Below are 25612 nucleotides of genomic sequence, written 5' to 3' on the forward strand. Positions count from 1 at the left end.
GCGTGGCCCGAGTAGTGGTGGTCGACGACGAGCCCATGGTGTGCGTGTTCCTGCGCACCATTCTCGACTCGGCCCAGGACTTGGAGGTCGTCGACCAGGCCCACGACGGCGCGGCCGGCATCGAGGCCGTCCGGCGCAGCCGCCCGGACGTCGTCCTGATGGACCTGCGCATGCCGGGCATGGACGGGCTGACCGCGATCGAACGCATCAACGAGCTCGCGGAGCCGCCGAACATCGTGGTGCTGACGACCTTCGACGCCGACCAGTACGTACTGCGTGCCCTGCGGGCCGGCGCGACCGGCTTCCTGGTCAAGTCGACCCCGCCGGAGGAACTGATCGGACTCGTGAGGACGGCCGCGCAGGGGCACACCGTCCTCTCGCCGTCCGCCGCCCGCCGGCTCATCGCCGCGTCGACGGACAGCCTCTCCGCCCGCGACCGCGCACGCGACCTGGTCGCCGCGCTGACCGAGCGGGAGGTCCAGGTCCTGGCCGGCCTCGGCGAGGGCCTGTCCAACGCGCAGATCGCGGCCCGGCTCTTCCTCTCCGAGGCCACGATCAAGGGCTACGTCTCACGCATGCTGGACAAATTGAGCTGCGTCAACCGTACCCAAGCCGGCCTCCTCGCCCACGACGCGGGCATCGTCGGCACCCCGTAGGGGGCCCGGTAGTCCTAGCTCGGACACCAGGCAGCAAGTAACCCACGTCGGTAGGTTCGGAGGGCAATAGCGGCGGGCGGCGGGGTCGCGTTCGGCGACGTCTCTGGCGCTGCGCCGACGCCGGGGCGGGCGTAGCGCTCCAGGGAGCGGACGGAGGCGTGACGGGAGCGGTGGGGCTCGTCGAGGAGTATCAGCGGCCCGTTCTCGTTCCCATGACGTTGGTCAACCCCGAGTATGCCGAGGAGATCTTCGGTGCGCTGAAGGCCGCGGGGATCGTCGTGCATCACTTCTTCCTCAAGGTTTCCGAGGATGTCTTGGCTGTGCGACTTCTACGACACGGTGCCGTGGCATCTCACACCGCGGCAGCTGGACGCGACGTAGTACGTGCGGTCGAAGTAGACGGGCTCGAGGACGGCAATTAGTACAAGCCAACCTGAGCGCGTCCAGCCACCGCACCCATTCGTCCCTGGTTAACCGTCAGTTGCTCACTGGGGGGCGAGCTTCCGAAGTGGCAGCGGATCCCCCGGCGAGCTCTACGTCGATGACGCGGGCGGTGCGCCGGGCTCGAAACTCTGTGGGGGCGACACTGTCGTGCTTAGCGAGGTAACGGAGTACCTCGGCATCGTCCACGCCGCTCGCAGCGACGCTCCACCGGAGCGCTTGTCTTTTGGCCTCGCAACCTGCGATGTCGCGCAGGTGCACTGTGCCATACGGCAATCAACCCCTATGCCCTCCGCGATCAAGCGTAGGCGTTCTGCCAGGTGGCACGGCCGCGAGTACCTGTGGATCGTCTACAGCTGCTTGCTGCACCAAGAGGGGAGCTCCGCCGGAGCGCTCCCCCTTGAGCCTCGCGACCTGCGATGTCGTGCCCTCCGCATCACTACAGCACTTCGCAGGACCCGCATGCGTACCAAACGCCGCCCTGCCCTGACCTGCGGCTTGTCGCGTGGCAGATCGCGCTCGCGGGGGAGAGGTGTACCCCTTCCCCGACGAACGCCAGAAAGTTGACCGCCGTGTTCGCATCAATGCCGACGCCCGCGCAGATCCCGATGGCCATCCACCGTCTTCGCCTGAAAGCCGAAGCCAATCCTGAAGGCCCTCCGCTTCTGGGAAGGCACATCGGCTCTTTGTGGGACGACCCAACCCCCGCGTAACCGCAGTGCAGGCGGCCCACAACGGCTGACGCGTCATCGACGCCACTGGCCATTGGCCTGGAAAACCCGAGGGCGGACGGGCCACTGCACGTGTCCCTACCAGCTCAGAAACGGAAGGAACTCATGCACCGTAACCAGCCGGACCCCAACTTTCCCAGACGGACTATCGCCCGCCGCGCTATCGAGTGGCTGAGCCGGTACCAGGGCGCTCTCCTACTCCGCGCCCTCTACGGAGCCACGTACGGCGCGAGCACCACCGGTGCCAGCCTGCTCATCCTGTGGCTCCGCTCTCGCTTCTGAGCGAGCTACAGGCTGCCCGTCACCGCAGGGTGACGGGCAGCCTGTAGCGCAAGGTCGGATTTGGTATCGGAGCGTCAGCCACCGCGCCAGCCCCGACTCCACTGAAGTCAGACCGCTCGCGGTTGACCCCCCTGCGTTGACGAGACTGACCTTACGTCCCTTAACCAGTCACGTTCATCTGACCTGGGCAGACAGGCGCGGGATCTAGATGAGGATGGTGACCAGCCCGAACGTGATCACACCTGTCCAGATCGCGCGTGCCATGACGCCCACTCCGTCCCATCTGCCCAGCGGGCGCACCCGGTGAAGGTGCGTGTGAATTCCACGCTGACACTGCCCGTCTCCCTGCGCGCGCCGGGTATGGCAGGCGGACCACACCGCCGGGAGCACGGGCTGCCCGGTGCCGCCGGCGTGGTACGACCAGCGTGCCGATCGTCCGGGGCCGCCCTACCTTGGGGAGCGCTGGGCAACGCAGCTGCCCTGGCACAGAGGCCGTAGCGGACTTGCAGGTCCGCATCCTTCACCCTTCGGCCAGCCGGACATTCATGCGCTCTGGCATCAACGCCGGCGCCTGTGCCAGGGCATTCACACGGGGACTCCTATCAGCGTTCCTCCCCGAACAGGGGGATCTCGGAGGGCACGAGATCGGTGCGCACGCGCATGAACCGGACCGGGTGCCTCCACCGCCCCGACGCATCCAAGGACACGTCGACGGCGACTTCCGCGACGATGACCGGTTCCACCAGCCGAACTTGGAGCACCTGCTGGGCGCCCCACCCGGCCGAGAAGGTCCACCCGGTCCACGGATGACCGGGGCGACCGGGCTGGAGCTCGCGGGCCAGGCTCTGGCGGGCGGCCGCGTTCAGCACGGTGGTACGGCCGACGTACTGAAGCTGGCCGGTTGCGTCGAAGCGTCCGAGGAGGGCCGTGGTCGGGGTGGCCAGCGTGCCCGTGACCGCGCCGATCGCGGCCTCGGTGCTGTGCCGGGATCGGTACTTCCTCCACCCTCTCCAGCCGGGCACGTAATTTTGATCAAGGCGTTTGAACACGAGGCCTTCCATGCCCACCGACGACCACTGAAGCCATTCGGCGGCCTGCTGCGGATCGGTGGTGGCCGGGCACAGCGTCCACGGGGGTTGAAGCCGCTGCCCGGTGAACAACTCTTCCAGCACCCTGCGGCGCTCTCGGTAAGGCTGCCCGGTCCAATCAGTGCCCAGGCGCAGCAGGTCGAAGGCGACGAAGTGGGCCGGCCATTGCGCGGCCGTCTGGGCGGCTGCTCCTGCTCGGCGGTGCCGCCGCTGCTGTAGCCGTTCGAAGGCGAGCTGGTCGTTCTCCCACACCACCAGCTCCCCATCAAGTGCGGTGTCGTCGGGCAAGTCGGCGGCTGCGGCAACAATCTCGGGAAACGCCCCGGTCAAGTCGCCTCCGGCGCGGGAGCGGATCAGCACGCGACCGCCGGACCACCGGACCACCGGCCCACCAGTGCCCGGTAGCCGTCCCACTTCGGTTATGCGCTGTTGAGCTGTCCGCGGCTATCGTCCAGCGTCATGTCGATCACAGGGTGGCGGGTGCACTTCACCCGGCGGGACCCGGCGTGGCCGAGGGAAGTGACTCCATTCATACGGGAGTTCAGTGGCCTGTTCGGCGGTCTGGATCAGCGGCTGGATGACCTGGGCGTGCCCGAGGGGCAGCCGTTCCTGATGAGCCCGGCGGCCGAGTACGACGTGGCCTTGAACCGCTACTTCTCGGTGTGGCTGGCATCTTCACCGTGGAACACTCAGGCCGCGCATGCCCGGGACCTGCGTACATACTTCGACTTCCTGTGGTTCGGGCGAGGCCGGTGCGACTGGCGCGACGCGACGATGGACGATCGGGCGGCGTACGAGTGGTGGCGTCGTCGCGACGACTCCGGGCCCCGAGTGGAAGACACCAGTTGGGACCGGGAAGTCTCTACGGTCAACCAGTTCTACCTGTGGGCGATCGAGCAGGACCTCGTACGAGCCAACCCCGTTCGCCAGCGCGCATCTGTGGCCTGGTCGCCGTGGCGCCGCGGGGCTGACGGGAGCTCGGTGCGGCAGGTGCCGGCCGAGGCGTCGCACACGGGGCCACGGCGCGAGGTGAAGTGGTTGCCGCCGAGGTCGTATCGGCTGTGGCGCAACGTGGGGCTGAGCGGATTTGACGCGAACGAGATGCCGAGGCGGGCGTTCCGGGGCAGGTGGGCGGCGCGGAACGCAGCGTATGCCGACTCGATGATCCGTACGGGGTTGCGGCTGTGCGAGCACTCGGCGCTGACGGTGTTCGAGGTGCCGGAGCTCCCGCCGGCTGGGTCCGGGATTGTCAACGCGCGGGCGATGCTGCCGCACGCGATCTCCAAGGGGCACTCGGGGCGGGCGGTGTACTGGCCGGTGTCCGTGCTGCGGGACGTGCGGGACTATATGGAGTGGGACCGGGCGGAGATGCTCGACTACGGCCGTTCGCGCGGCTTCTACACCCCATCTCGCCGGTCGCTGCTGGTAGAGGACCCGGCCGCGCCCAGGGTAAGGATCGGGGGCCGTTGGGTGCCGGTGGCTCGCTTGGACGCGGCTGAGCGGCGCCGGCTGCTGGTGGCCACAGCGGACGGCGGGTGGGAGCCGGCGATGGTGTGGCTGAACCAGTGGGGTCTGCCGATGACGGTCTCCGGGTGGAAGCAGGTCTTCGCCGATGCCAACGACCGGTGCCGTGCCCGAGGCGTCGGCGTTGCGGCGACCCCGCACATGCTGCGCCATTCCTACGCGGTGACCACGCTGGAGCTGTTGTGGCGGGGACATCTGCAGGCACTGGGCGAGATGAACGAGCAGCAGCGGCTGACGTATCAGCGGGTGTTCGGGGACCCGTTGAACTGGGTGCGGATCAGGCTGGGTCACCGGTCGGCGACTACCACGGCGATCTACCTGCACACTCTGCAGGAGCTGGAGATGCGTACGCGCCTGGAGCTGGTGCCGGAAGGGGCGTGGGAGCCGGCGGGCTTCAGCGAGGAGGGCTGGCTGGAGCGGTCGGCGGTGGCCGCGTGAGCCAGGACTCACCGCGCGCGGGCCGCGGGTGTGCGGCGGCTGTGCCCGAGGGGCTCTATCAGCCGCCACCGGTCGTGGAGGTTCCCAAGGAGGGGGGATCGCCGGTAGCGCGGTTCACCGGGGAGGACGGGCGCGAGTGCGTGTTCCGGTTCGAGGAGTTGCCGCTGCCGGGGATGCATCTGGACTTCGCGTACGCGCTGGGGGTGCGGATCGGGCCTGGCGGCGGGTGCCGGACCCAGCGGGCGGCGAGCGGCCAGTGGCAGTCGATCAAACGGTTCCTCCTGCTCCTGGACCGCCTTCCTGTTCCGCCGCAGCGGGTGGAGGACCTGCGGGCGCGTCATCTGGAGCGGTATCTGATGTCACGGCGGGAGACGTGCTCGGAGAAGTCTGCTCGCAGAGACCTCCAGGGGCTGCTGCGGATCGTGCGCGCCTTGCCTGGCCAGGACCGGCTGGATCGGACGGCAGCGGACTTCGCCGGGCAGCGCGGCCACGGGGTGGATGCCCAGCAGGAGATGCGTCCGGGGTACTCGGACCGGGAGTTCCAGGCCGTCATGGCTGCCGCCCGTTCGGACGTGGCGGCTATCCGTGACCGGCTCGCGGCGGGCGAGAGCCTGCTGCGGCGCTTCCTCGAGGCCCCCGATTCCCTGACTCTCGCCGAACGGGAGCAGGGCGTACGGCTGGAGGCGATGGCGCGTACGGGGCGGGTCCAGGTGGACTACCGAGGGCTTTCGGCGGGCGAGTATCCGGCGGCCTGCTACGCACAGGCGCGGCAGCTGTTCGTCATCGACCCGGACCTCGCCCCGCTGTTGATCTACGCGGCAGGGCTGAGCGGCAGGAACCCGGAGACGCTCAAGGAACTGCCCGCTGAGCACCGGCTGCTGGAGGAACGGGCGGTCGCGGTGACGCTGACCAAGCGCCGCCGGGGCAAGGCCAACTCCCGGGCGAGCGTGCACTGGAGTGTCGATCCGGACCGGGACCTGAGGACGATGGGCAGCTTCTACCTGCTGCTGCACCGGATGATGGCGCGCAGCCGCGCGTTCTCCCATACCGCCTCGGTGTGGTCGATCTGGGCGGGCAGCGGTCGTGGCGGCGCCCGGCATGCCGCGACCGCGGGGCATTGCGGCCCGTTCGATGCTGAGCTGGCCCGCAAGTTGAAGCTGAGGGCGTGGGCCGACGGCCACGGACTGGTCGGCGACGACGGGGCGCCGCTTGAGATGTTGGTGACCCGGATGAAGAAGACCGTCGAGGCCCGTACGGCCAAGCGGGTCGGCGGGCACCTGCCGTCCGCCCGGCTGACCAACACGGCGCAGACGTCCTTCGCCCATTACCTGCGAGCGGATCGTTCATCAGCGAATGGGCCGCCGACGTGCTGACCGAGGCAATCACCGACGCCGAACACCACGCCCGCGACGTCATGCTCCGGCTAGGTGGGGCGGACCCCAAGGCCGTGCCCCAGACCGCACGGAACAAAGCGGAGGTGGGAGAGCTCGACACGCTCGCCGCCTCGTGTCTCGACATGGAGCACCATCCGGCCGGCGGCCGATGCCGAAGCTCGTTTCTTAGCTGCTTCAGCTGCTCCAACGCACTGGTGCTGGAGCGGCACTTGCCCGCTCTCCTCGCCCTGGTCGACGCCCTGCGTGAGGATCTCCAGCAGCGCGACGCCGAGCAGTGGACTGCCCGGCACGGTACGACCTGGCAGATCCTGACCCGCGACATCCTGCCCCGCTTCAGCCCCGCCCAGCACGCCGCTGCCGCCCAGGGGAAACCTCTACTGCCGCTCGACCTGCTGGACGGCCCGAAGGAAGCCCCGTGACCAGTGCCTTCGAAACCGCCGCACGGCCAACCGCGGTGCCCGGCGACACCCTGGTGCTGGCCGGGCGTCCGCTGCGCGATCACGCCGTCCTGGAGCAGACGTCCCGCTACGCCGAGGATGTATGGGTGCTGACGCCAGCCTGGCTGCGGGTTGACCAGAAGACCCTCCGGCTGGACTTCACGCTGCTGCCGCCTGCGCTGGTCGATGTCGCCAAACCGCTGTTCCTCGCTCTACTCGCCCACGACACCCCGCCAGGGGAGCTGCCCTTGGCGATCGACAGCATCCGTACCTACTTCGGCTGTGTGCGGCGTTTCCTGTGGTGGGTCCACGGCCGCGACCGCACCCTGCGGGAGCTCGACGGTGAGGACCTGGACGACTACCACCGCGAGATCACGGCACTTCGGCTGTCCGGCGGTGCCACCCGATGCAACCGGCGAGCGGTGCGGATGTTCTGGGCCTACCGGAATGTCCTGCCCGACCACCTCGGCCAGGATCCGCTGCGACGGCCCCTGTGGCAAGCATGGGCACGCCATCACCGCCGCGCGGGCGGAGAGAATCTTACCGACCGCATCCCCGAGCAGGTCGTAGCACCGCTGCTGAGCTGGGCGATGCGCTGGGTCGACGACTTCGCCGACGATGTCCTGGCTGCCCGCGCAGAGCGCGACGCTATCGATGCCCGGTCGCCCGCCGGCCCTGACCTGCCCACCGCGCTGGCGGAACTGCTGGACGACTTCCGTCGCCGTCGCCACCCCCTGCCAGCGGCACCCGCGCGCCTGGCCTCCGCCCGCCGAGGTGAGCCCTTCCCCAGCACCAGCTACCTGGCTCGACTGCTGGGCTATCCCGTTCACCGCCTGGACGAGGCCCGGCCACGACAGATGATCGCGGAGGCCGTCGGCGACGTCGGAGTCGACACGGACTGCCCGCTCGCGCACGCTCCCCAGGGGCGGCTGGAGGGCCGACCGTGGCTGGAGCGCATCTCGTACTACGACGTCGCACGCATGGAGCGGCTGCTTCTGGTGTCCTGCTGGATCGTGATCGCCTATCTCTCCGGCATGCGCGACTCCGAGATCAAGCACCTTAAGCGCGGATGCCTGAGCGTCCAGCAGGCACCGGACGGGCATGTCTACCGGCACCGGGTGGCCAGCCTCGCCTTCAAGGGCGAAGACGTCCACGGCGCGGAGGCCACCTGGATCGTCACCGCCCCCGTCGCCCGGGCCATCGCCGTCCTCGAACGCTTCCAGCCCCAGGACCAGCCCTACTTGCTCGCCCCCGCACCCAGCCCCCGCCGCCGCAGCGCATTCCCGGTGCCCAACAGCAACACCACCAACAAGGACATCACCTTCCTGATCTCCTGGATCACCGCCTACTGCGACGACCGCAGCCGCCCCGACGGGATACCCCTGGAACGGGGCCGGCTGCCTCGGCTGACCACGCGCCAGTTCCGGCGGACCCTGGCCTGGTTCATCGCCCGCCGCCCCGGCGGCGCCATCGCGGGAGCCCTGCAATACCGCCACCAGTGCATTCAAATGTTCGAGGGCTACGCCGGCACCAGCGACTCCGGCTTCCGCGACGAGGTCGAAGCCGAGCAAGCCCTCGCCCGGGGCCAGCTCCTCGCCGAGATGGGCGCTGACGAAGACCGACCGACGCTTTCAGGACCGGCCGGCGCCGAGGCCGAAGCCCGGCTCGCCGAGTTCGCCCGGCACACCGTCTTCGACGGCCAGGTCGTCACTGACGAAGCCCGCCTGCGCCGCATCGTGGCCCGCCACGACCCGCACCTGTACCTGGGGACCTTCGTCACCTGCGTCTACAACCCCGACCGCGCCCTGTGCCGCACGTCCAACGCTCCCGGCGACGGCCAGCCCGTCCTGGCCGACTGCCAGCCCCTGGCCTGCCGAAACACCGCCCTCACGCCTGCCAACCGCCAGGCGTTGAACGGCCACCTGACCAAGCTGAAGGAGGCCCTGGCCAACCGCGACCACCTCGTCCCCTACGTCCGCCACCGCCTTGAGGAACAGCACCGTGCCACCGCCGCGTTCCTCACCCGCCACACCCCGGAGATCGCCGAGTGAAACGCGCTCTGCCCAACACCGACACCGTCAAAGCCGCCATCGACACCGTCCTTGCCGAGGCCGCCGCCCGCGGACGGCGGCCCACCGTGACCGCGGTCGAGCGGTTCCTGGACATCCCGCACGCCACCTTCCACCGGCACTACGCCGACCTGATCGACGCGCACTTCCGGCCCCACACCCCGGCCCCAGCCCGGCCTGCGGTTCCGCGGGTACCCTCCGGATCCGACGTACGTACGGAAGCCAACCTGAGCCGGCTACGGAAGGAGAACACCGACCTGCGCCGCACTCTCGCCCTGTACGAGGAGGCCATCCGCCAGCTGACCCTCGAAAATGACGCTCTGCGCAGCGGCGCCGCCGTTCTTCCGCTGCCTACCCGCCGCACGCCCGCGCCGTCCTGACTGAGCGTTTGGTCCGGGGTTAGGTTCCGCGCCAGTTCAGCGTGGCTTCACCGGTGAGTCTGCGGGCCATGAGGTCGATCATCGCGAGGTGGATCATGGCTTCGGAGCGGTGCGGGTGGCGTTCGTAGTCACGGGCGAGGCGTCGGTCGGCACGGCAGTAGGGGGCACCACCGTGTCCGATGGCGCATGCTGCGTGGCATGAATGAGTCCAACGCGGGTCAGGCCCAGCGCCTGGATGAACGCCGCCGCGTCATCGGCCTGCGCTTCCACGGTGTCCGGGGTCTGGCCACTGGAGCTTGCGACGCCTGTGTTGTCGAACGGAATGGCCGGACGGTTCGCGGCCAGTCCGTCCGTCACCGCAGGATCCCAGTGATCCATGCCGCCACGGAAATGCCGCAGGAACACCAGCGGTGTGCCGGTCTCGGCGCCGAAGCGCCGGCAGGCGTACCGAATTCCGTTCGCCGTGACGGACCGCGTCGGAGCCGTCGCATGGGAGAGAGGCGGTGTGTGAGTCGGTCGGGTCGTCGTCTTCGGCTCCTACTTCATCAGCCGCACGGGAGAACCCGCCTGGAACGCGGCGATGTCCTCGACGGAGTCCTGATAGAAAATCTCGTACAAGTCGCGGTTCACGAATCCGACGTGCCCCGTGAGCAGCGCGTTCGGCAGCGCCCGCAACGGGTGGTCCGCGGGTAGCGGCTCGGTGTCGTACACGTCGAGGGCGGCTGCTCGGATCGCGCCCTGACGCAGGACGTCGATCAGGGCGACCTCGTCGACGACCGGTCCGCGTGAGGTGTTGACCAGGAGGGCCGAGGGCTTCATCGACCGGAGTTCCGCCGCGCCGACCAGCCCGCGTGTTTGCTTGCTGAGCGGTACGTGGATCGAGAGCACATCGCTTTCGGTGAAGAGTCGCTCCTTCGTCACCGCCCGCACGCCGTGCTCGGCGGCGGTTTCGGGGGTCAGGCTCCGACTCCATGCGATGGTGTCCATTCCGAAGGCCTGTCCGATCCGTGCCACTCCGGAGCCGACGCGACCGAGGCCCAGAATGCCGAGAGTCCTGCCGTGCAGCCCCTCGCCGACCGATACCTGCCAGCCGCCGGCGCGCATCGACTCCGCCTCGACGACCAGGTTTCTCGTGGCACCGAGGATCAGCGCCCAGGTGTGCTCGATGGTGGGGTGGGACTCATAGCGGGTCCCGCACACCGTGATGCCGAGTCTGTGGGCGGCCGTAAGGTCGATGGCGGCATTGGCCGGGCCGGTGCTGACCAGGAGCCGAAGGTCGGGCAGCCGCTCCAGGACCTCGGCCGGGAATCGCGTGCGCTCCCGCATGGCCACGAGCACGTCGAACCCGGCGAGGCTACGGACCACCTCGTCGGCATCGGCGAACGGCTCGGTGAAAACGACGACCTCGGCAACGAGCGACCCCCAGTCGGCCAGGCTCGTCGCGACGTTCTGATAGTCGTCGAGGATCGCGATCTTCATGCGGGTGGCCATGTCGGCAACCTCCGTATTTCGTCGAGGTGATGCGCCTGTCTTCGCGGGGTGGCGACGCGGCGTGGCTCAGGCGAGCAGGCCCAGGGCGCTGTACCAAAGGGGTCCCGGGTTGAGCCGGTCGCCGTGGAGCTTCGACATCTCCTCGAAGAACTCCAGCGGCTCCGGCTTGCCGGCCAGGAGCCGGATCGCGTCGCGCAGGTACTGCCGGGTCTCGTCCAGGATCTTCGGGTCGTCGGGCAGGTCTGCCTTCTTGTGGCCGGCGACCACGTGGCGCGGATCGAGTGCGGCGAGCCGGTCGATGCCGTCCAGCCACGCCTGAAGGCCGCCGTCACCGCCTTCGAGCATCATCAGGTGCACGCCGTTGTAGACCACGTCCCCGGCGACGACGAGACCGATCGACGGCACGTGCAGGACGCTGGAGTCGTCGGTGTCGGTGTGACCGGTCTCGACGGCCCGCAGGACTCTTCCCTCCAGCCGGAATCCCTCGGTCGGCACGGGCACGGCGAGGACCGGGGTGTTCTCCGGGACCCCGGGGAAGGTCTTCGCGAACCCCTTGTCCTTGCTCTCCAGTTGGCTGCGCATCTGCCGGATGGTGCCCTCGGTGGCGTACACCACGCTGTCGGCGTCGCCGAACCGTTCCAGCAGCGTCGCGGTGCCGAACCAGTGGTCGGGGTGGCCGTGGGTGACGTAGACGTACGCCAGACGCTTGCCTGAGCGCGCCAAGCCCTCGGCGACCTGCGCGATCTGGGTGTGAGTCAGCGGCGGGTCCACCAGGACCGCGTCGCGTTCTCCGGTGATCAGGGTGGATGAGATCGGCGAGGACACGATCCCGTCGCCGTTCGGCAGCTGAAGATCGATCTTCCGGGGAACGCCGTCAGAGACGAGGACTTCGTAGGACAGTTCGGGCATCTCGATCGTCATGACCGGGCCACCTTGAGCAGGGTCTTTCCGCCGCGGACGACCTGCTCGATCGCCGTATGGATGTCATCGAGGTCGAACACGGCGCCTAGCGGAACGAACAGGGCTCCGCTCGCGACCAGGGGCGTGGCCTCGCGGATGACGGGGAGGACCTTTGTCGCGTAGTCGAAATGGCCGGCGAAGAATCCGTGTACCGTCGCGCGCTTGCCGATCAGGGTCAGTGCGTCGACGGACATCGGCTGCCCGGTCGCCGAGGCGTAGCTGACGAGCGCACCGCCCTCGGACAGCAGGTCGAGCAGGCGGGCGGGAGCGTCGCCGCCCACCGAGTCGACGGCGAGCCCGACCCGGGCATCGCCGATCGCCTTGCGAACCTCTTCGACCGCCGTCGCGCCGTCGAGGCGGACGATGTCCGCGCCGGCCGCGGTCAGTTCGGCGGACACGGACTCGTCCCGGACGAAGTTGATCGTCCGGAATCCGCGGGCCTTCGCCAGGGCGATCAGGGAACGTCCGACGCCGGAGTTCGCGGCGTTCTGCACGATCCAGTCCCCGGGCCTCAGGTCGGCGTACTCGCTCAGGATCAGACCGGCCGTGGGCGGATTGATGCCCAGCATCGAGAACTGCTCGACGCTGCCTTCCGGCAGTCGGAACAGCCCGTCGGCGGGCAGCAGCAGCCGCTCGCGCCAGGCACCGGCGAGCAGCGGCAGAACCACCAGGTCGCCCGCCGCGAGCGTGTCGACGCCGGGGCCCGCCTCGATTACCCGGCCGACACCCTCGCTGCCGAGGACCAGCGGGAGCGGTGGCCGCCCGAGCTCGCCCCTGACGACCTTGAGGTCGTGCAGGTTCAGCGGTGAGAGCTCGACCGCGACCTTGACCTCGCCGGCGCCGGGAGCGTTCGGCTCCTGGAGATCGACGACGCGTACGACGTCCTCCGGCTTTCCGAACTGGGTGATCTGGATGGCACGCATAGGGACTCCCGGTGAGAGGCGGCGAACTCTTCGCCACCGTCAAACTGCACATTTTGCTTATGTCCGCCGCGGCATGTCCGTCGTCGGACGAGAGGGGGGAATGTCAGCGCCGCACGTTCGGTGCATCCGCCCTGGGGATCAGCTCCAGCGCCGATTGGGCCGTCTGCCGGAGCGTCGTGGCGTCGACGCCCGCCTTGGCCATGTTGTCGATGCCCCTGATCACGCTCAGCAGCAGATATCCCAGGGCCTGGGCGTCGGCGTGCTCGGCCACTTCTCCCGCGTCCTGGGCGTCGCGTAGCGCGGACGCGAGGGCGCCGGCGAGATCCTCGAACGCGCGACGGGCCGTGCCCGCCACCATGTCGTCCTCTCCGGCGCGGTCCGCGGTGACCTTGCTGAGGAAGCATCCCCGGCGCGGCGACTCGGTCGCGAAGGCGTCGGCGAGTGAGACGACGTAGCGCTCCAGGCGGGCCATCGGCGAGGTGAGCACCGCGTGCGGGCCCTCCCGCAGCTCCTCGCGGGCCTGGGCGACGAGGCCCTGGCAGTAGTCGGAGAAGACGCGCACATAAAGGTCGTGCTTGTTGCCGAACGCCTTGTAGATGCTGCCCTTGCCCAGGCCGGTCGCATCCATGAGGTCATAGGTGGACGTGCCGTCGAATCCGGTGGTCCAGAACCGGTCGCGCACGACATCAAGCACGGTGGTCTCGTCGAAGCCTCGTTTTCGCCCCATGACCTCACCATACCTCATTGTGGTCCAAGTGGACCACAATGAGGGTCGGCAACCCGACCCTCCATGCCGGCGCGGACGGATCGCCTGACGCTCTTCGCCTTGTTGACTGACTGGACCACTTCATGCTTCTATTGTGGTCCAGTCAGTCAACAAAGTCGTGTCGGTCGGCAAACCTGAGGAGGACTGATGACTCAGAGCCGAACGAGGACGGCGACGGAGCGGAACAAGGCCGTCGTCCTCGAGTTCCTGACGACCGCGTTCAGCTCGAAGGACTTCACCGCGCTGGACCGGTACCTGCACCCCGACTACCTCCAGCACAACCCGTTCATCCCGCCGGCCAGGGCCGGGCTGGGCCAGTTCATCGCGGACCTGCCCGACGCCAGCCGGTACGAGCCGTAGGCGGAGCGGAAGCGGGTCGCCGCGGCGTCGGTAGTGGCTGACCTGGGCTCGGGTCTGGTGTCGAAGCCGAGTTCCACGGCCCACTCGGCGAGGGTGTCTGCCCACCGCCGCACATTGCCGACGAGCCCCGGTCCGTCCCCGCGGTCGCCGATCACGCCGATCACGTTGCCGACGCGCCGGAGCGTCCTCGGGTCGCGGCCTGCGCCGGCGGCCACCTCGCCGATGATCCGCTCTTAGCTAAGCCGAGAAAACAGCCAACTTCATCGCCTCATCTGACCTGAACAACACAACCGAGGAAACACTCATGCCAATGTTTCACGCCCACCTTCCGGCTCAAAAGTTCTCTAGCGAAGAGAAGCGGGCTCTGGCGGATGCCTTGAATCTCGCTCTTCATGAAGCCATGGATACACCTATGGATGACCGTTTCGTCATCATCAGTGAGCACAAGGGCGATGAATTCTTCATCCATCCGACTTTTCCTGACGTGAAGAGATCCGACAAGCGCATGCTCGTAACGGTGACGACCGGCACGAGCAGGACGGTGGAGCAGAAACGCAAGCTCGCGGAGCTGGTCACCCGATACGCCGTAGGAAAGGTTGGCGTCAGCCAGGACGATGTCACCCTGATGATGTATGCCATTCCCTTGGAGAACATGAGCTTCGGCGGCGGAAAGCTGGTCTCTGACATCGACCTCTCTATGCCTTGGGTAAACAGGTAAGAAGGACGAAGCTGCCCTGATCTTTGGATCGGGGCAGCGAAAATGACGTGAAATGGAGCCCCACCATGTCCCGACAGCAGCGCCAAGCCCTCGACGCCCTGCACCGCTCCGGCCCGCGCCCCGACACGCAGCCCGCCCCCGCCGAGCTGCGCACCTCGTTCGCCGCGGCCGTGACCCGGCCGGCACCGGAAGGCGTCACCACCCGCAGGACCGTCCTGGGCGGGCGGCCCGCCCTGAGCCTGGAGCCGGCCGGAGCGGCAGACCGCGGACGGCTCCTCTACCTCCACGGCGGCGGCTACGTCGCCGGCTCACCGGACACCCACACCGGCCTCGCCGGTGAACTCGCCGCCCGCGCCGGACTGCGAGCGACATCGGTGGACTACCGGCTGGCTCCCGAGCACCCCTTCCCCGCGGCGGTCGACGACGGACTCGCCGCCTACCGCGACCTGCTGGCGACCGGAGCCGATCCACGAGAGATCGCCGTGGCAGGTGACTCGGCCGGCGGCGGCCTGAGCATCGCCACCCTGCTCGCCGCCCGCGAGGCCGGGCTGCCGCAGCCGGCCGCCGTGGTGGTCTTCTCCCCGTGGGTCGACCTCACCCTCTCCGGAGAGAGCATGCGCACCAAGGAAGACGCCGACCCGATCGTCACCGCGGCCGGCATGCGCGCGTTCGCGGATCTCTACATCGGCTCAGGCAACCGCAACCACCCCCTGGCGAGCCCGGTGTTCGCCGACCTCGCCGGCCTGCCCCCCATACTCGTACAGGTCGGCGCGAACGAGGTGCTCCTCGACGATGCGGTACGTCTGGCCGCCCGCGCGGGCGCGGCCCAGGTCGAGGCCACGCTGGAGATCGGGCCGGGCCTCCCGCACGTCTACCAGACGGAGCACGGGCGTCTCGACGAGGCGGACGCCGCACTCGACCGCGCCGCCCGCTTCCTCGTCAGCCACCTCGGCGCCCTGGCCGACGCCGGTCAGGTACCGGGGCACTGAGCAGGTGCGCTCCCAACCTCTGGTGGACGGCCACAGGCCAATTGCAGGCTGCTCACATAACTCACGGTGCTCAGACCGGTATTGCGAGCATCCCTGGTCCGCGTTCAGCAGGACGGGCACCGACGGATTCATCCACGTACACCGCAGCATCTACAAGGCGTTCGGCAACAAGCACGACCTTTATGTGCGCGTCTTCTCCGACTATTGCCAGGGCCTCGTCGCCCAGGCCCGCGAGGAACTGCGGGATGGCCCGCACGCGGTGCTCACCTCGCCGATGACCCGCCTGGAGCGCTACGTCGTCTCACTCGCCGACGGGCCTTCCCCCGTGATGGTGGACACGCTTCGTTGATCACGCGGCGAGCGCGAGCTCAGCCGAGCGGTGTCGGCGTTCGTATTCGTTGGGGCTGAGGTGGCCGTTGGCCGAGTGCCGGCGGCGGGTGTCGTAGCGTGCCAGCCAGGCGAAAACGGTTCTGCGACAGGTGCCGGCGTCGCCGTAGTGGCGGGCGCCCTGGAGGGTCTCGCGTTTCAGAGACGCGTGGAAACTCTCTTTCATTTATCGTACGCAATCGCTGCCTAGGAGTGTCCCTTCATGACCCTGCGAGAACGAGTCTCCTTCCCGGCCGAGGGTGCGGTGACGCTGCGCGGCACGCTGTACCTGCCCGAGACCCCGGGGCCTCACCCGGCGATCACGATGGCCCACGGCTACGGCGGTACGACCAAGCACGGCATCGAGCCCTTCGCGGAGGTCTTCGCCGAGGAAGGGTTCGTGGTCCTGGTCCACGACCACCGCGGGTTCGGTTCCAGCGACGGTGAGCCCCGCCAGGACATCGACCCCTGGCAGCAGATCGCCGACTGGCGGCGAGCGATCACCTACTTGGAGAGCCGTGACGAAGTGGACTCCGACCGGATCGGCCTGTGGGGCACGAGCTACGCGGGCGGGCATGCGATCGTCCTGGGCGCCACCGACCGGCGCCTGAAGGCGGTTGTCTCGCAGGTGCCGACCATCAGCGGCTACGAGCAGGGGCTGCGCCGCATCCCACCGGAGGCGACCGCCGCCTTGGAGGAGGCGTTCAACGAGGACGAACGAGGCCGTCTGCGGGGCGAACCTCCGCGCCGCCAGGCCCTGGTGAGTGCCGACCCGTCGGTGCCGGCGTCCTACCGCACGCAGGAAGCGATCGACTTCTATCTGCAGCCCGTCCCTGAAGGACTGTGGAAGAACGAGGTGACGGTCCGCTCCGCCCGCGCTGCCCGCATGTACGAGCCCGGCACCTGGATCGCGCGCGTCTCTCCCACCCCCCTGCTGATGGTGGTCGCCACCGGCGACACCGTCACCGTCACCGACCTGGCTCTGGCGGCGTACGAGAAGGCACTCGAGCCCAAGCGGCTCGAACTGATCCCCGGCGGCCATTTCGATCCCTACATCGCACAGTTCGATACGGCGTCCAGGGCGGCCGTGGCCTGGTTCCGCGATCACCTCACGAAGGAGAACTGACCGGCCATGCCGCACCTGACCTACACCTGCCCGGCAAGGAGGACGAGGCCGCGATCGCCGAGATCGTCCTCGCCCATCCGCCGCAGAACCGCCTGACCGCGCAACTGATCGACGAGCCCGGCGAGGGGGTCGCCGACATCTTGAAGTTGGAGGATCCCGGCGAGGTGTGTTCGCCGGGGTCCTCCGCCTTCTGGAGGTCGGTCAGCGGCGGGGGCGCCGGCGAGTGAAGACCGGTCCTCGCATGACTGCGCGCGCCGGAGTCCGTGAGCCGACGGCTGATCTGCCGTATCGGGCGCCGTGGCGCGTCGCTGCTGCTGTTCGGCTCCCTCGTCGGCTTGTACGGGGCCGGGCAGCTCGCCGAACGGCTGCCAGACACCCGCGGCGTACGCCTGCTGCTGGCCCTTGCGCCCGATGGCGTTGTGGTCCTCGACGTGGATCGCGGCCGGGCTCATTGCCGTGGTGTGCGCGTTCCGCCGCGACAACGACTGGCCCGGGTTCGCCGCCCTCACCGCGGTCACCATGCCGTGGATTGGTCTTCCCTGGCCGGCTGGATCCCCGAGCGCATCAGATTGACCGAGGCTGACGATCGGCCCCGGACCTCCTCCATGGCACCATCCATTCGGCGAATACTGACACTGCCGCGATCTCGGCCAGACGCGCGGCCCGGTGGACGTCCTGCGCCGGACAGCTCACCCGCCTCCGCGACAACTCCCCGTGCAGCGCCCCGGTCCCGGGTTCCACGGCCGACCCCGCCGCGTTGGCCGCCACCAGCGCGGCCACCGTGACCCCCGAGTCGAGCACCGTGCTCGCGGTGCCGATCCCGCCCTTGACCGGCCCCGCGGTGGCTCCCGTACTGCGCCCGTACTGGCGCCCGCACAGCCCTCCGGCACCGCGGCGCCCGCCTCGCTCGCCGCCGCCTCGACCGCGTCCCGTCCGGTGGCCGCGTCCGGCCTGGCCCGGAAGTCACCGCCGCGGCCGAGGTCGAAGACACAGGCGGCGGGCACTACCGGCACGACATGCGCCGGATCCACCCCCACCCCGCGTCGCTGTTCCTCCGGCCAGGCCGTCACTCCGTACGCCGCGTCGAGCCCGTACGCGCTGCCGCCGGTCAGCACGATCGCCTCGACCGTCTGCACCAGGTTGGGCGGATCGAGCGCGTCGGTCTCCGTGGTGCCGGGCCCGCCGCCGCGCACGTCCACCGCGGCGACGGCACTGTCCTCGGGCGCCGGCACCGCCGTGGTGCCGGTGAGCCAACCGTTGCCGGTACGCGTCGCGTGCCCCCCGGTGGCCTGACGACATCTGTCCGAGCGTCGACTGTCATAGGGCCGGTCTCGTCCGGACCGGGGCGGTCAGGCGACCGGCGCTCGCACCGCGGTCTCGCGCTCCCGGGCCGTCGTGCGCGCGGTCAGTGTCTCGCCGGTCGCCACCGCCAGCGCGCAGACGAGACCAGCTGAGAGCACCGCCCACTCGCCCAGGAACATGCAGCAGGTCACCAGCAGGGCCGCGGTCGGCAGTACCAGTTGCTGGGCGATGCCGACCTTGAAGTGACGCGCGTGCAGTGCCCAGACGGTGAGCAGATACAGCGCCGTCGGCAGGGTCACGGCCGCCGACGCGGACAGCGTCGAGATATGCGCCTTGCCCACCGCCTGCTCGACCGCCACTTCCAGACCCGCGCCGATCGCGGCCGCCGAGGCGAAGACGATGTAGTGGCCGTAACCCCATAGGAACGCCTGCCTGTTGGATCTCAGATGGCCGTGGATCGGCACCGCGAAGTAGATCCACCAGGCGGCGAAGATGATCAGCAGCCCGCCTGCGGCGATCGGCAGCAGTTCGCCCAGCGCGTCCTGCTCGTCGATGCCCGTCTTCACGGCGACCGTGGCCGCCGCGATGGTCTCGCCGAGCACGATGATCGTGAACAGCCCGTACCGCTCGGCGATGTGGCGCGGGTGCCAGGACGTGGGCTGGACCTTCTCCGCGTACGCCGGGACGCACATCTCGAGGACCGCCATCACCACGAACACCGCGACCAGGGTGTCCTCGGGCAGGAACACGAGGCTGAGCCAGCCGATCTGGCACAGCACCACCCCGCCGGCGTACCGCAGGGCCACCCTGCGCTCCCTGCCCTGACTCGACCTGGCCACGCGCAGCCATTGGGACACCGAGGCGAGCCGCATGATCACATAGCCCGCCACCCCCGCCCGGTACTCGTGGTCCTCGAACGCCCGGGAGACCCCGGCCGCGAGCACCAGCACACCGGCGATCTGGATCAGCGTGACGACCCGGAAGAGCACGTCGTCGTTGTCGTAGGCCGAGGCGAACCACGTGAAGTTCATCCACGCCCACCAGATGGAGAAGAACACCAGCGCGTAGTAGAGGATCCCCTCGCCCGCATGGCCCTCGGCGATCGCGTGCACCAACTGGATGCCCGCCTGGGCGATGGCCACGACGAAGCACAGGTCGAAGAAGAGCTCCAGCTGAGTGGCGGATCGGTGTACCTCACCGCGGTCACGGGCAGTGAGCCTGCGCAGTGGGCTGCGGTGCGCGGGCGATCGGGGCGCGTCCGGCGCGGGAGTGGAACTTGGCGTCATGAAGTCAAGCACAGCAGATGAGGCACTCAATCTCTTGCCCAGCGTGGCTATTGTTGGTGGAACCTGACACCTATTGTCACTCTGGGCCGAGAACGGACTGTCTGGGGGGGGGACGTCTTCGAGACCGACCGGGACGACATCCTGGCCACCTACGGCACCCTGCGCGACCAGCTGCGCCTGCTGGGCCTGGCCTACCTCTCCGTACTGCACCGAGCGGGGCGGCGACCTGGTACAGGAGCTGCGGCGGCGCTTCGACGGCAAGCTGATCGTCAACAACGGCCCCTTCGGGGGGCAGACCACCCGCGAGCAGGCGCTCCAGCAGATCGAGGCCGACCACGCCGACGCCGTGGCCGTGGGCCGGGCCCACATCGCCAACCCCGACCTGGTCGAGCGCTGGCAAGGCGGCCACCCGGAGAACGAGCCGCGGCCGGAACTGTTCTACGGCCCGGGCGCCGAGGGCTACACCGACTACCCCTTCCTCGAAGCGGCCTGAGGCCCACGGCCACGCCTGTCCATGCGGCAGACCCACTCGGAAGCGGTTCACGAGTCGCCTAGCACCTGATTCGCCGCTCGTTAACGGTCCCCCAACCGACACCACCACTGGTCCAGGGCCCTTCACACCCGAGAGCCCTGAGCCATGCCCGCAGTGGACAACGGACAGACCGAAACCCCATCCATAACTTGGGCTCCGCCGCGTCACCCGGCGCGAGGTCCGCATCGGACGTAGGCGTGGCGAGCATCGGATCCGGCAGGGACCAGGTCGAAGACATGGTCGACGTCTTCCACCGGGCGCCGCGGTCACGGGACAGTGTCGCCCGGTCGGCGGATCCGGGACAGGGCCCTTGTTCGACGACATAAGCGCCCCGATCGCTGGTTCAAGTCCGTCCCGCTTCTTGCGGTGTGACTGAGCGGCGTAGTTGGCCTGTCTGGCCAACTACGCCGCTCAGTGCAGGACGTAGCGTTGGCGTTTGGGCTGGCGTGTCGGTCAGAGTTCCCAGTCCGCCGAGGCGAAGGTGACCTCGCTGATCGCGGTGTCCCCGGCCCGGGTGACGTTGATGTCCATCTGGAGCCCGGAGGGAACGAGACTGCCGCTGGGAGTGAAGAGCAGCCCCAGATCGTGATCCTCGATGTGCTGAAGCATGGCCGCGTCGAGGCGGGAGGGCGTTGCCCCGATCAGATGGATTCCGGCGTAGGTGATCTGCGGTCCGGTCCGGCCGTGAACCGTCACTGCTCCCAGCACCGGGAGCCCCTTCGGATACGAGTAGTGTGCGCTCACCCCGGTCTGTTCGAACCGGTCGTCGGTCAGCGTCCACTGCCCGGCCGCTCCGCTGCGCCGCCACCAGTACGGAAAGTGTCCCTGCCTGCCGGCCGGGACCTCGCCGCCCAGTGCGTCTGCTACCTGTTGCGGGGTCATCCCGAACTGCAGCGGGCCGATCGCCTGCTGCGGAGACCAGTCCCAGTGCGAGCGTTCCTCGTCGGTCTTCACCGGCCAGGAGACGCTGTTCTTCTCCCGTTCCCGGACGTCGCACCAGTGCCTGACCGGCACGGCCTCGTAGGGCGCTTCGGCAAGCTCGGCACTGACGAATAGGGCAGAGGTGATCATCCTGTCCTTCCGCTCCGGGTGGCCCTCGGTGGAGAGCCCGTACTCCAGCGCGGTGCCCATGGACACCCCCCATGCCGCGATCTCCGGATCACCACTCCAGTTCACCCGTACTGCGGCGCCCTCCCGGCGGGCGAGGTCATCGATCTCCGCGCGAGCCTGGGACGGCACCCTGGCGATCAGCTCGACCTCTTGGAGCCGGACCAGCGGGCCTTCCATGGCATCGATCGCGACGCCGACCAGGAGCATCCCCGGGCCGTAGATACCGGTCACCCCGATGTCCTGGTAGCGCATCCAGTACCCGCCGTCTGCCGCGACCTGCGAGTTGCCTGCCCTCGGCCCGCCCAGAGCCGCATGCACCTCGTCAGAATCCATCCCGAACCGCAACGGACCCAGCCCCACCAAAGGATCAAGCACCCACCGCTCACGATCCTCCGACTTTCTGCCCCACCAGCTCATCTGGCCACCATGGTCCTGTCTCCCGGTGATCTTGCTGGGAGCCTATGGGCACCCTGTGACAGCCCCGCTCTGCGGGCCGACCCCGACGCTCACACGGGCCAACTCAACCGCTCACGGGCCAGATGAAGCGCTCAGTCTCATGCGGTCACTGCGCAACGTGGGACAACATCAAATCACTCGTTCGCACACTTGTACGATTTCGCGTTATGGTGGATGCCTCGAGAGGACGCAGGTCAGGGAGGGACAGCGAAAGACGGGAGGTGCGGGCCGTGGATTTACTCATCTGCACGTCTCCTCCGGCTACTCCGCCCGCTATGGCGCCTCCCTCCCCGGCGTTCTCGTGCAGCGCGCTGGCGAGCGCGGGATGACGACGCTGGCACTGACCGACCGGGACACCGTCGCGGGAACGGTCCGCTTCGCCACAGCCGCCGCGGCCGCCGGTATCCGGCCGATCCTCGGTGTCGACGTCGCCGTCGCCCCTCTCGCCTCACCGGACCCGGCCGCCGGACGGCCGCGTACGCCTGTACGCGGCGGTGCGCACGTGGTGGAGCCGACCCTGCGGATCACTCTGCTCGCGCAGAACGCAGCGGGGTGGGCGCGGTTGTGCCGTCTGGTGTCCGCCGCCCACTCTGCGGCCGACGGTGCGCTGCCGGTTGTGTCCTGGCCGGTTCTGCGCGAGTACGCCGGCCAGGACCTGGTGGTGCTGCTCGGTCCCGTCTCCGAGCCCGTGCGAGCCCTGGCTGCCGGCCGCCCCGACGTCGCCGAGCGGCTGCTCGCGCCGTGGCTGGAGCTGGCCGGAGAGCGGCTGCGCCTCGAGGCCGTATATCTGGGTCGGCAGGGCACCGGCCCCGGGTCCTTGCGACTGGCCGCGCGCACCGTGGGTCTGGCTGACCAGCTCGGTGTGCGTACGGTCCTGTCGAATGCGGTTCGTTACGCCGACCCCGATCAGCACCGGCTGGCCGACGTGCTTGATGCGGCGCGGCTGCTGCGGCCCGTCGACCGCCGTCACCTGGACGGCGGTGAGCGGTGGCTGAAGGACCCGGCAGCCATGGTTGCGGCCGCCGAGCGGATCGCCCGGGCCGTCGGCGACGACCGTGCCCGGGCCGTACGCCTGCTGGCCGAGACTGAGGCCACCGGCCAGTCCTGCATCCTGACCCCGGCCGATCTCGGGCTGGGGCGGCCGCACTTCCCCGAGCCGTCCGTCGTGGGCGCCACCGGTGAGCGGGGGTCGGCGATGCGGCTGCTGCGGCAGCGGTGCGAGGCCGGGATGGTGGCCCGCGGCCTGGAGCGGGACGTGCGCGCCGTGCGGCAGATGGACTACGAGCTGGAGGTCATCGGCCGGCTGGGCTTCGAGGGGTACTTCCTGGCCGTGGCGCAGGTGGTCGCGGATACTCGGGCGCTGGGGATCCGGGTCGCCGCGCGGGGGTCCGGTGCCGGTTCCATGGTCAACCACAGCTTGTTCGTGGCCACGGCCAATCCTCTTGAGCACCGGCTGTTGTTCGAGAGGTTCCTGAGCGAGCGCCGTACGTCGCTGCCGGACATCGACCTCGATGTGGAGTCGGAGCGGCGCCTGGAGGTGTATGACGCGATCATCAAGCGGTTCGGGCGGGAGCGGACCGCGGTCACTGGCATGCCCGAGACGTACCGGGCCCGGCACGCGCTGCGGGACACCGGGCTCGCCCTGGGGATCCCGCCTCAGGTCGTGGGTGAGATCGCCAAGAGCTTCCCGCACATCCGGGCCCGGGACATCCGCGCCGCTCTGGCCGAGCTGCCCGAGCTGCGGCAACTGGCCTCTCAAGCAGGGAAGTTCGGGCCGCTGTGGGAGCTCGCCGAAGGCCTGGACGCGCTGCCCCGCGGCTACGCCATGCACCCCTGCGGGGTCATCCTGTCGAACTCCTCTTTGCTGGACCGGCTTCCGGTGCAGCCGACCCCGGCCGGCTACGCGATGGTGCAGGCAGACAAGGAAGACGTCGAAGATCTCGGTCTCCTGAAACTGGACGTCCTCGGGGTCCGCATGCAGAGTGCGATGGCGCACGCGGTCGCCGAGATCCGCCGCACCACCGGCCGCCAGCTCGATCTCGACAACGCCGACCACGTCGACCTCAACGACCGCCTCGCCTTCGAACTCATCCAGGCCTCCGACACCGTGGGCCTGTTCCAGCTCGAGTCGCCCGGCCAGCAAGATCTGGTGGGACGTCTCCAGCCCCGCCACATGCAGGACGTCGTGGCCGACATCTCCCTGTTCCGGCCCGGACCCGTGTCCGGGGGCATGCCCGCGTTGTACATCGCCGCCCGGCACGGCGCAGCTCCCCGTTACCCGCATCCGGACCTGGAGCCGGTCCTCAACGACACCTACGGGGTGGTGATCTGGCACGAGCAGATCATCGCGATCCTCACGACGATGACCGGCTGCGACCGGGCCGCCGGCGACGTCGCCCGCCGCGCGCTGGCCGCCCCCGACCGGCTGCCGAAGGTAGAGGACTGGTTCCGCCGTACCGCCGGCGAACGCGGATACAGCACGGCTGTGCTGGACGAGGTGTGGGAGATCGTCTCGTCCTTCGGGGCCTACGGCTTTTGCAGGGCTCACGCCGTGGCGTTCGCTGTCCCCGCCCTGCAGTCCGCGTACTTGAAGGCGCACTTCCCGGCGTATCTGTACGCGGGGCTGCTGGAGCACGACCCGGGCATGTGGCCGCGCCGGGTCCTGGTCGCTGACGCCCGCCGCCACGGTGTGCCGGTGTTGAACGTCGACGTCAACCACTCCCGGGCGGTGCACAGTGTCGAGCAGACCGAGCAGGGCCTGGGCGTGCGGCTGGCCTTCTCCACGGTGAAGGGCATCAGTGAAGCTGAGGTTGCCCGTCTGGTCGCCGGGCAGCCCTACACCGGCCTGCAGGATCTGTGGCAGCGCGCCCGCCCCTCCTTTCCCCTTGCGCAACGCCTGATCCGCATCGGGGCACTCGGCCCGCTCTCCGGGGATCTCACACGGCGGGACCTGCTGCTGCAGGCCGCCGAACTGCACCGGCAGTCCCGGGCCCGCGCCGCCAGCGACGGGCAACTGCCGCTGGGCGGCGAGCTGGTGACCGCGGAGCCGAGCGGCCTGCCGGAGATGACCAGCCGGGACAAGCTCAGCGCTGAGCTGGAGACGCTGTCGATTGATGTCACCCACCACCTGATGGAGCACCATCACCGGCTGCTGAACGAGCTCGGCGCCACCGACGCCGCGCACCTGCGCGGCATGGTCCCCGGGCAGAAGGTCCTCGTCGCCGGGGTGCGCGCCTCCACCCAGACTCCGCCCATCCCGTCCGGGAAACGGGTCATCTTCGTGACCTTGGAAGACGGCTCCGGTCTGGTCGACATCGCGTTCTTCGAGGACTCCCACGAGCAGGTCGCACACACCGTGTTCCACTGCGGCCTGCTCCTGGTACGCGGCACCGTCACCGCGCGCGGCCCGCGCCGCACGGTGGTCGGCGAAATGGTCTGGGACCTGGACGCCGTAGCCCAGGCGCGCCGCGACCACGGCCCCCAGGCCGCCCTCGACCTGCTCGGCCGTACGGCTCCCTCCCCCACCCCGGCCCAGCCGGCCGCACCGCAGCGCACCCTCGCCGACGGCACCGCCGGGGCCTGGCTCCACCCGTACGCCGACCTCCAGCCCGCCGGCACCCGCTCGGCAGACCTGAAACGGCTCGGTCACCGAAGCCAGGGAAGCGCAGGGTGATCACCATGCCGGGCTATTCGAATTGTCCCTGCGGCCGGCGCCGCCCGGGTTGCTCCAGACGCACCCGTCTACCGCGCAGGTACGGGCGTAGCAAACCAGCATGTAAACGGGTCC

Annotated in this window: 23 protein-coding genes and 3 pseudogenes; 14 read left to right on the forward strand and 12 right to left on the reverse strand. The window is 69.2% G+C overall.

Annotated elements, in window-relative coordinates; genetic code table 11:
- The first annotated feature begins 2 nt into the window (after positions 1–2).
- Both QFZ76_RS00780 and QFZ76_RS00785 read left to right on the forward strand, forming a co-directional pair.
- The gene (locus QFZ76_RS00780; RefSeq protein WP_307671858.1) at positions 3–656 is read left to right on the forward strand and encodes a response regulator transcription factor; all 654 of its coding nucleotides are present in this window, start codon (positions 3–5) and stop codon (positions 654–656) included.
- 167 nt (positions 657–823) lie between these two features.
- Positions 824–985 (forward strand): annotated as a pseudogene (locus QFZ76_RS00785) (TmrB-like protein); the annotation flags it as partial.
- A gap of 1727 nt (positions 986–2712) precedes the next feature.
- Here the strand turns inward: QFZ76_RS00785 and QFZ76_RS00790 are convergent.
- Positions 2713–3558, reverse strand: a complete 846-nt coding sequence (locus tag QFZ76_RS00790) for an ATP-dependent DNA ligase (protein ID WP_307671859.1) — start codon at positions 3556–3558, stop codon at positions 2713–2715.
- 99 nt (positions 3559–3657) lie between these two features.
- On the opposite strand from QFZ76_RS00790, the gene QFZ76_RS00795 reads away from it, so the two are divergent.
- Genes QFZ76_RS00795 through QFZ76_RS00815 form a run of 5 tightly spaced genes read left to right on the forward strand, consistent with a single transcriptional unit; the run spans position 3658 to position 9440 of the window.
- A complete protein-coding gene (locus tag QFZ76_RS00795; RefSeq protein ID WP_307671860.1) occupies positions 3658–5160 on the forward strand; it encodes a site-specific integrase in 1503 nt (500 codons plus the stop codon).
- Positions 5157–6533, forward strand: coding sequence for a hypothetical protein (locus QFZ76_RS00800; protein WP_307671861.1), 1377 nt, complete (start codon positions 5157–5159; stop codon positions 6531–6533). The genes QFZ76_RS00795 and QFZ76_RS00800 overlap by 4 nt, the downstream gene beginning before the upstream one ends.
- Positions 6527–6973: a hypothetical protein gene (locus QFZ76_RS00805; RefSeq protein WP_307671862.1), complete on the forward strand. Its 447-nt coding sequence runs from the start codon at positions 6527–6529 to the stop codon at positions 6971–6973. Before QFZ76_RS00800 ends, QFZ76_RS00805 begins: the two co-directional genes overlap by 7 nt.
- A complete protein-coding gene (locus tag QFZ76_RS00810; protein ID WP_307671863.1) occupies positions 6970–9042 on the forward strand; it encodes a hypothetical protein in 2073 nt (690 codons plus the stop codon). Before QFZ76_RS00805 ends, QFZ76_RS00810 begins: the two co-directional genes overlap by 4 nt.
- Positions 9039–9440 carry a hypothetical protein gene (locus QFZ76_RS00815; protein ID WP_307671864.1) on the forward strand — a complete coding sequence of 134 codons (402 nt, stop codon included), beginning with the start codon at positions 9039–9041 and terminating at the stop codon, positions 9438–9440. The genes QFZ76_RS00810 and QFZ76_RS00815 overlap by 4 nt, the downstream gene beginning before the upstream one ends.
- 19 nt (positions 9441–9459) lie before the next feature.
- Here the strand turns inward: QFZ76_RS00815 and QFZ76_RS00820 are convergent.
- The 6 genes and pseudogenes from QFZ76_RS00820 to QFZ76_RS00845 all read right to left on the reverse strand — a co-directional run.
- Positions 9460–9585, reverse strand: a pseudogene (locus QFZ76_RS00820) (IS5/IS1182 family transposase); the annotation flags it as partial.
- Positions 9534–9818 (reverse strand): alpha/beta fold hydrolase, encoded by a 285-nt coding sequence (locus QFZ76_RS00825; RefSeq protein ID WP_307671865.1) that lies wholly within the window; start codon positions 9816–9818, stop codon positions 9534–9536. The pseudogene QFZ76_RS00820 and the gene QFZ76_RS00825, both read right to left, overlap by 52 nt.
- A gap of 159 nt (positions 9819–9977) precedes the next feature.
- Positions 9978–10931: a D-2-hydroxyacid dehydrogenase family protein gene (locus QFZ76_RS00830; RefSeq protein ID WP_307671866.1), complete on the reverse strand. Its 954-nt coding sequence runs from the start codon at positions 10929–10931 to the stop codon at positions 9978–9980.
- Between the two features lie 66 nt (positions 10932–10997).
- Positions 10998–11852 carry an MBL fold metallo-hydrolase gene (locus QFZ76_RS00835; protein ID WP_256259181.1) on the reverse strand — a complete coding sequence of 285 codons (855 nt, stop codon included), beginning with the start codon at positions 11850–11852 and terminating at the stop codon, positions 10998–11000.
- Positions 11849–12814 carry a zinc-dependent alcohol dehydrogenase family protein gene (locus QFZ76_RS00840; RefSeq protein WP_307671867.1) on the reverse strand — a complete coding sequence of 322 codons (966 nt, stop codon included), beginning with the start codon at positions 12812–12814 and terminating at the stop codon, positions 11849–11851. Before QFZ76_RS00840 ends, QFZ76_RS00835 begins: the two co-directional genes overlap by 4 nt.
- A gap of 103 nt (positions 12815–12917) precedes the next feature.
- Complete coding sequence (locus QFZ76_RS00845) at positions 12918–13541, reverse strand: TetR/AcrR family transcriptional regulator (protein WP_307671868.1); 624 nt, start codon at positions 13539–13541, stop codon at positions 12918–12920.
- A 186-nt stretch (positions 13542–13727) separates the two neighbouring features.
- Between QFZ76_RS00845 and QFZ76_RS00850 the strand changes: the two genes are divergently transcribed.
- The 4 genes from QFZ76_RS00850 (at position 13728) to QFZ76_RS00865 (ending at position 15996) form a co-directional block, all read left to right on the forward strand.
- On the forward strand, positions 13728–13940 hold the full coding sequence (locus tag QFZ76_RS00850) for a hypothetical protein (protein WP_306986990.1): 213 nt from the start codon (positions 13728–13730) through the stop codon (positions 13938–13940).
- Positions 13941–14244: 304 nt separating this feature from the next.
- The gene (locus tag QFZ76_RS00855; RefSeq protein WP_307671869.1) at positions 14245–14658 is read left to right on the forward strand and encodes a tautomerase family protein; all 414 of its coding nucleotides are present in this window, start codon (positions 14245–14247) and stop codon (positions 14656–14658) included.
- A 65-nt stretch (positions 14659–14723) separates the two neighbouring features.
- Positions 14724–15647 (forward strand): alpha/beta hydrolase, encoded by a 924-nt coding sequence (locus QFZ76_RS00860; protein ID WP_306986987.1) that lies wholly within the window; start codon positions 14724–14726, stop codon positions 15645–15647.
- Between the two features lie 184 nt (positions 15648–15831).
- On the forward strand, positions 15832–15996 hold the full coding sequence (locus QFZ76_RS00865) for a hypothetical protein (RefSeq protein WP_307671870.1): 165 nt from the start codon (positions 15832–15834) through the stop codon (positions 15994–15996).
- Here QFZ76_RS00865 and QFZ76_RS00870 read toward each other — a convergent pair whose 3' ends face one another.
- A complete protein-coding gene (locus tag QFZ76_RS00870) occupies positions 15997–16200 on the reverse strand; it encodes an integrase core domain-containing protein (protein WP_306986985.1) in 204 nt (67 codons plus the stop codon). It abuts the gene before it with no gap.
- A 36-nt stretch (positions 16201–16236) separates the two neighbouring features.
- Between QFZ76_RS00870 and QFZ76_RS00875 the strand changes: the two genes are divergently transcribed.
- The gene (locus QFZ76_RS00875) at positions 16237–17139 is read left to right on the forward strand and encodes an alpha/beta hydrolase (RefSeq protein ID WP_307671871.1); all 903 of its coding nucleotides are present in this window, start codon (positions 16237–16239) and stop codon (positions 17137–17139) included.
- Positions 17140–17159: 20 nt separating this feature from the next.
- Here QFZ76_RS00875 and QFZ76_RS00880 read toward each other — a convergent pair whose 3' ends face one another.
- From QFZ76_RS00880 to QFZ76_RS00890, 3 genes and pseudogenes are all read right to left on the reverse strand, one after another.
- Entirely contained in the window at positions 17160–17660 is a 501-nt protein-coding gene (locus tag QFZ76_RS00880) for a hypothetical protein (protein ID WP_307671872.1), read from the reverse strand.
- A gap of 115 nt (positions 17661–17775) precedes the next feature.
- Positions 17776–18460, reverse strand: a pseudogene (locus QFZ76_RS00885) (P1 family peptidase); the annotation flags it as partial.
- Positions 18461–18488: 28 nt separating this feature from the next.
- Complete coding sequence (locus tag QFZ76_RS00890; RefSeq protein ID WP_306986983.1) at positions 18489–19727, reverse strand: low temperature requirement protein A; 1239 nt, start codon at positions 19725–19727, stop codon at positions 18489–18491.
- Between the two features lie 73 nt (positions 19728–19800).
- On the opposite strand from QFZ76_RS00890, the gene QFZ76_RS00895 reads away from it, so the two are divergent.
- Positions 19801–20220, forward strand: coding sequence for a hypothetical protein (locus QFZ76_RS00895; RefSeq protein WP_307671873.1), 420 nt, complete (start codon positions 19801–19803; stop codon positions 20218–20220).
- A 492-nt stretch (positions 20221–20712) separates the two neighbouring features.
- Here the strand turns inward: QFZ76_RS00895 and QFZ76_RS00900 are convergent, their stop codons facing one another.
- Positions 20713–21702, reverse strand: a complete 990-nt coding sequence (locus QFZ76_RS00900) for a hypothetical protein (protein ID WP_307671874.1) — start codon at positions 21700–21702, stop codon at positions 20713–20715.
- Between the two features lie 367 nt (positions 21703–22069).
- On the opposite strand from QFZ76_RS00900, the gene QFZ76_RS00905 reads away from it, so the two are divergent.
- Positions 22070–25498 carry a DNA polymerase III subunit alpha gene (locus QFZ76_RS00905; protein ID WP_307679885.1) on the forward strand — a complete coding sequence of 1143 codons (3429 nt, stop codon included), beginning with the start codon at positions 22070–22072 and terminating at the stop codon, positions 25496–25498.
- Positions 25499–25612 lie beyond the last annotated feature (114 nt).

It is taken from the genome of Streptomyces sp. V4I2 (assembly GCF_030817655.1).
Classification (GTDB): domain Bacteria; phylum Actinomycetota; class Actinomycetes; order Streptomycetales; family Streptomycetaceae; genus Streptomyces; species Streptomyces plumbiresistens.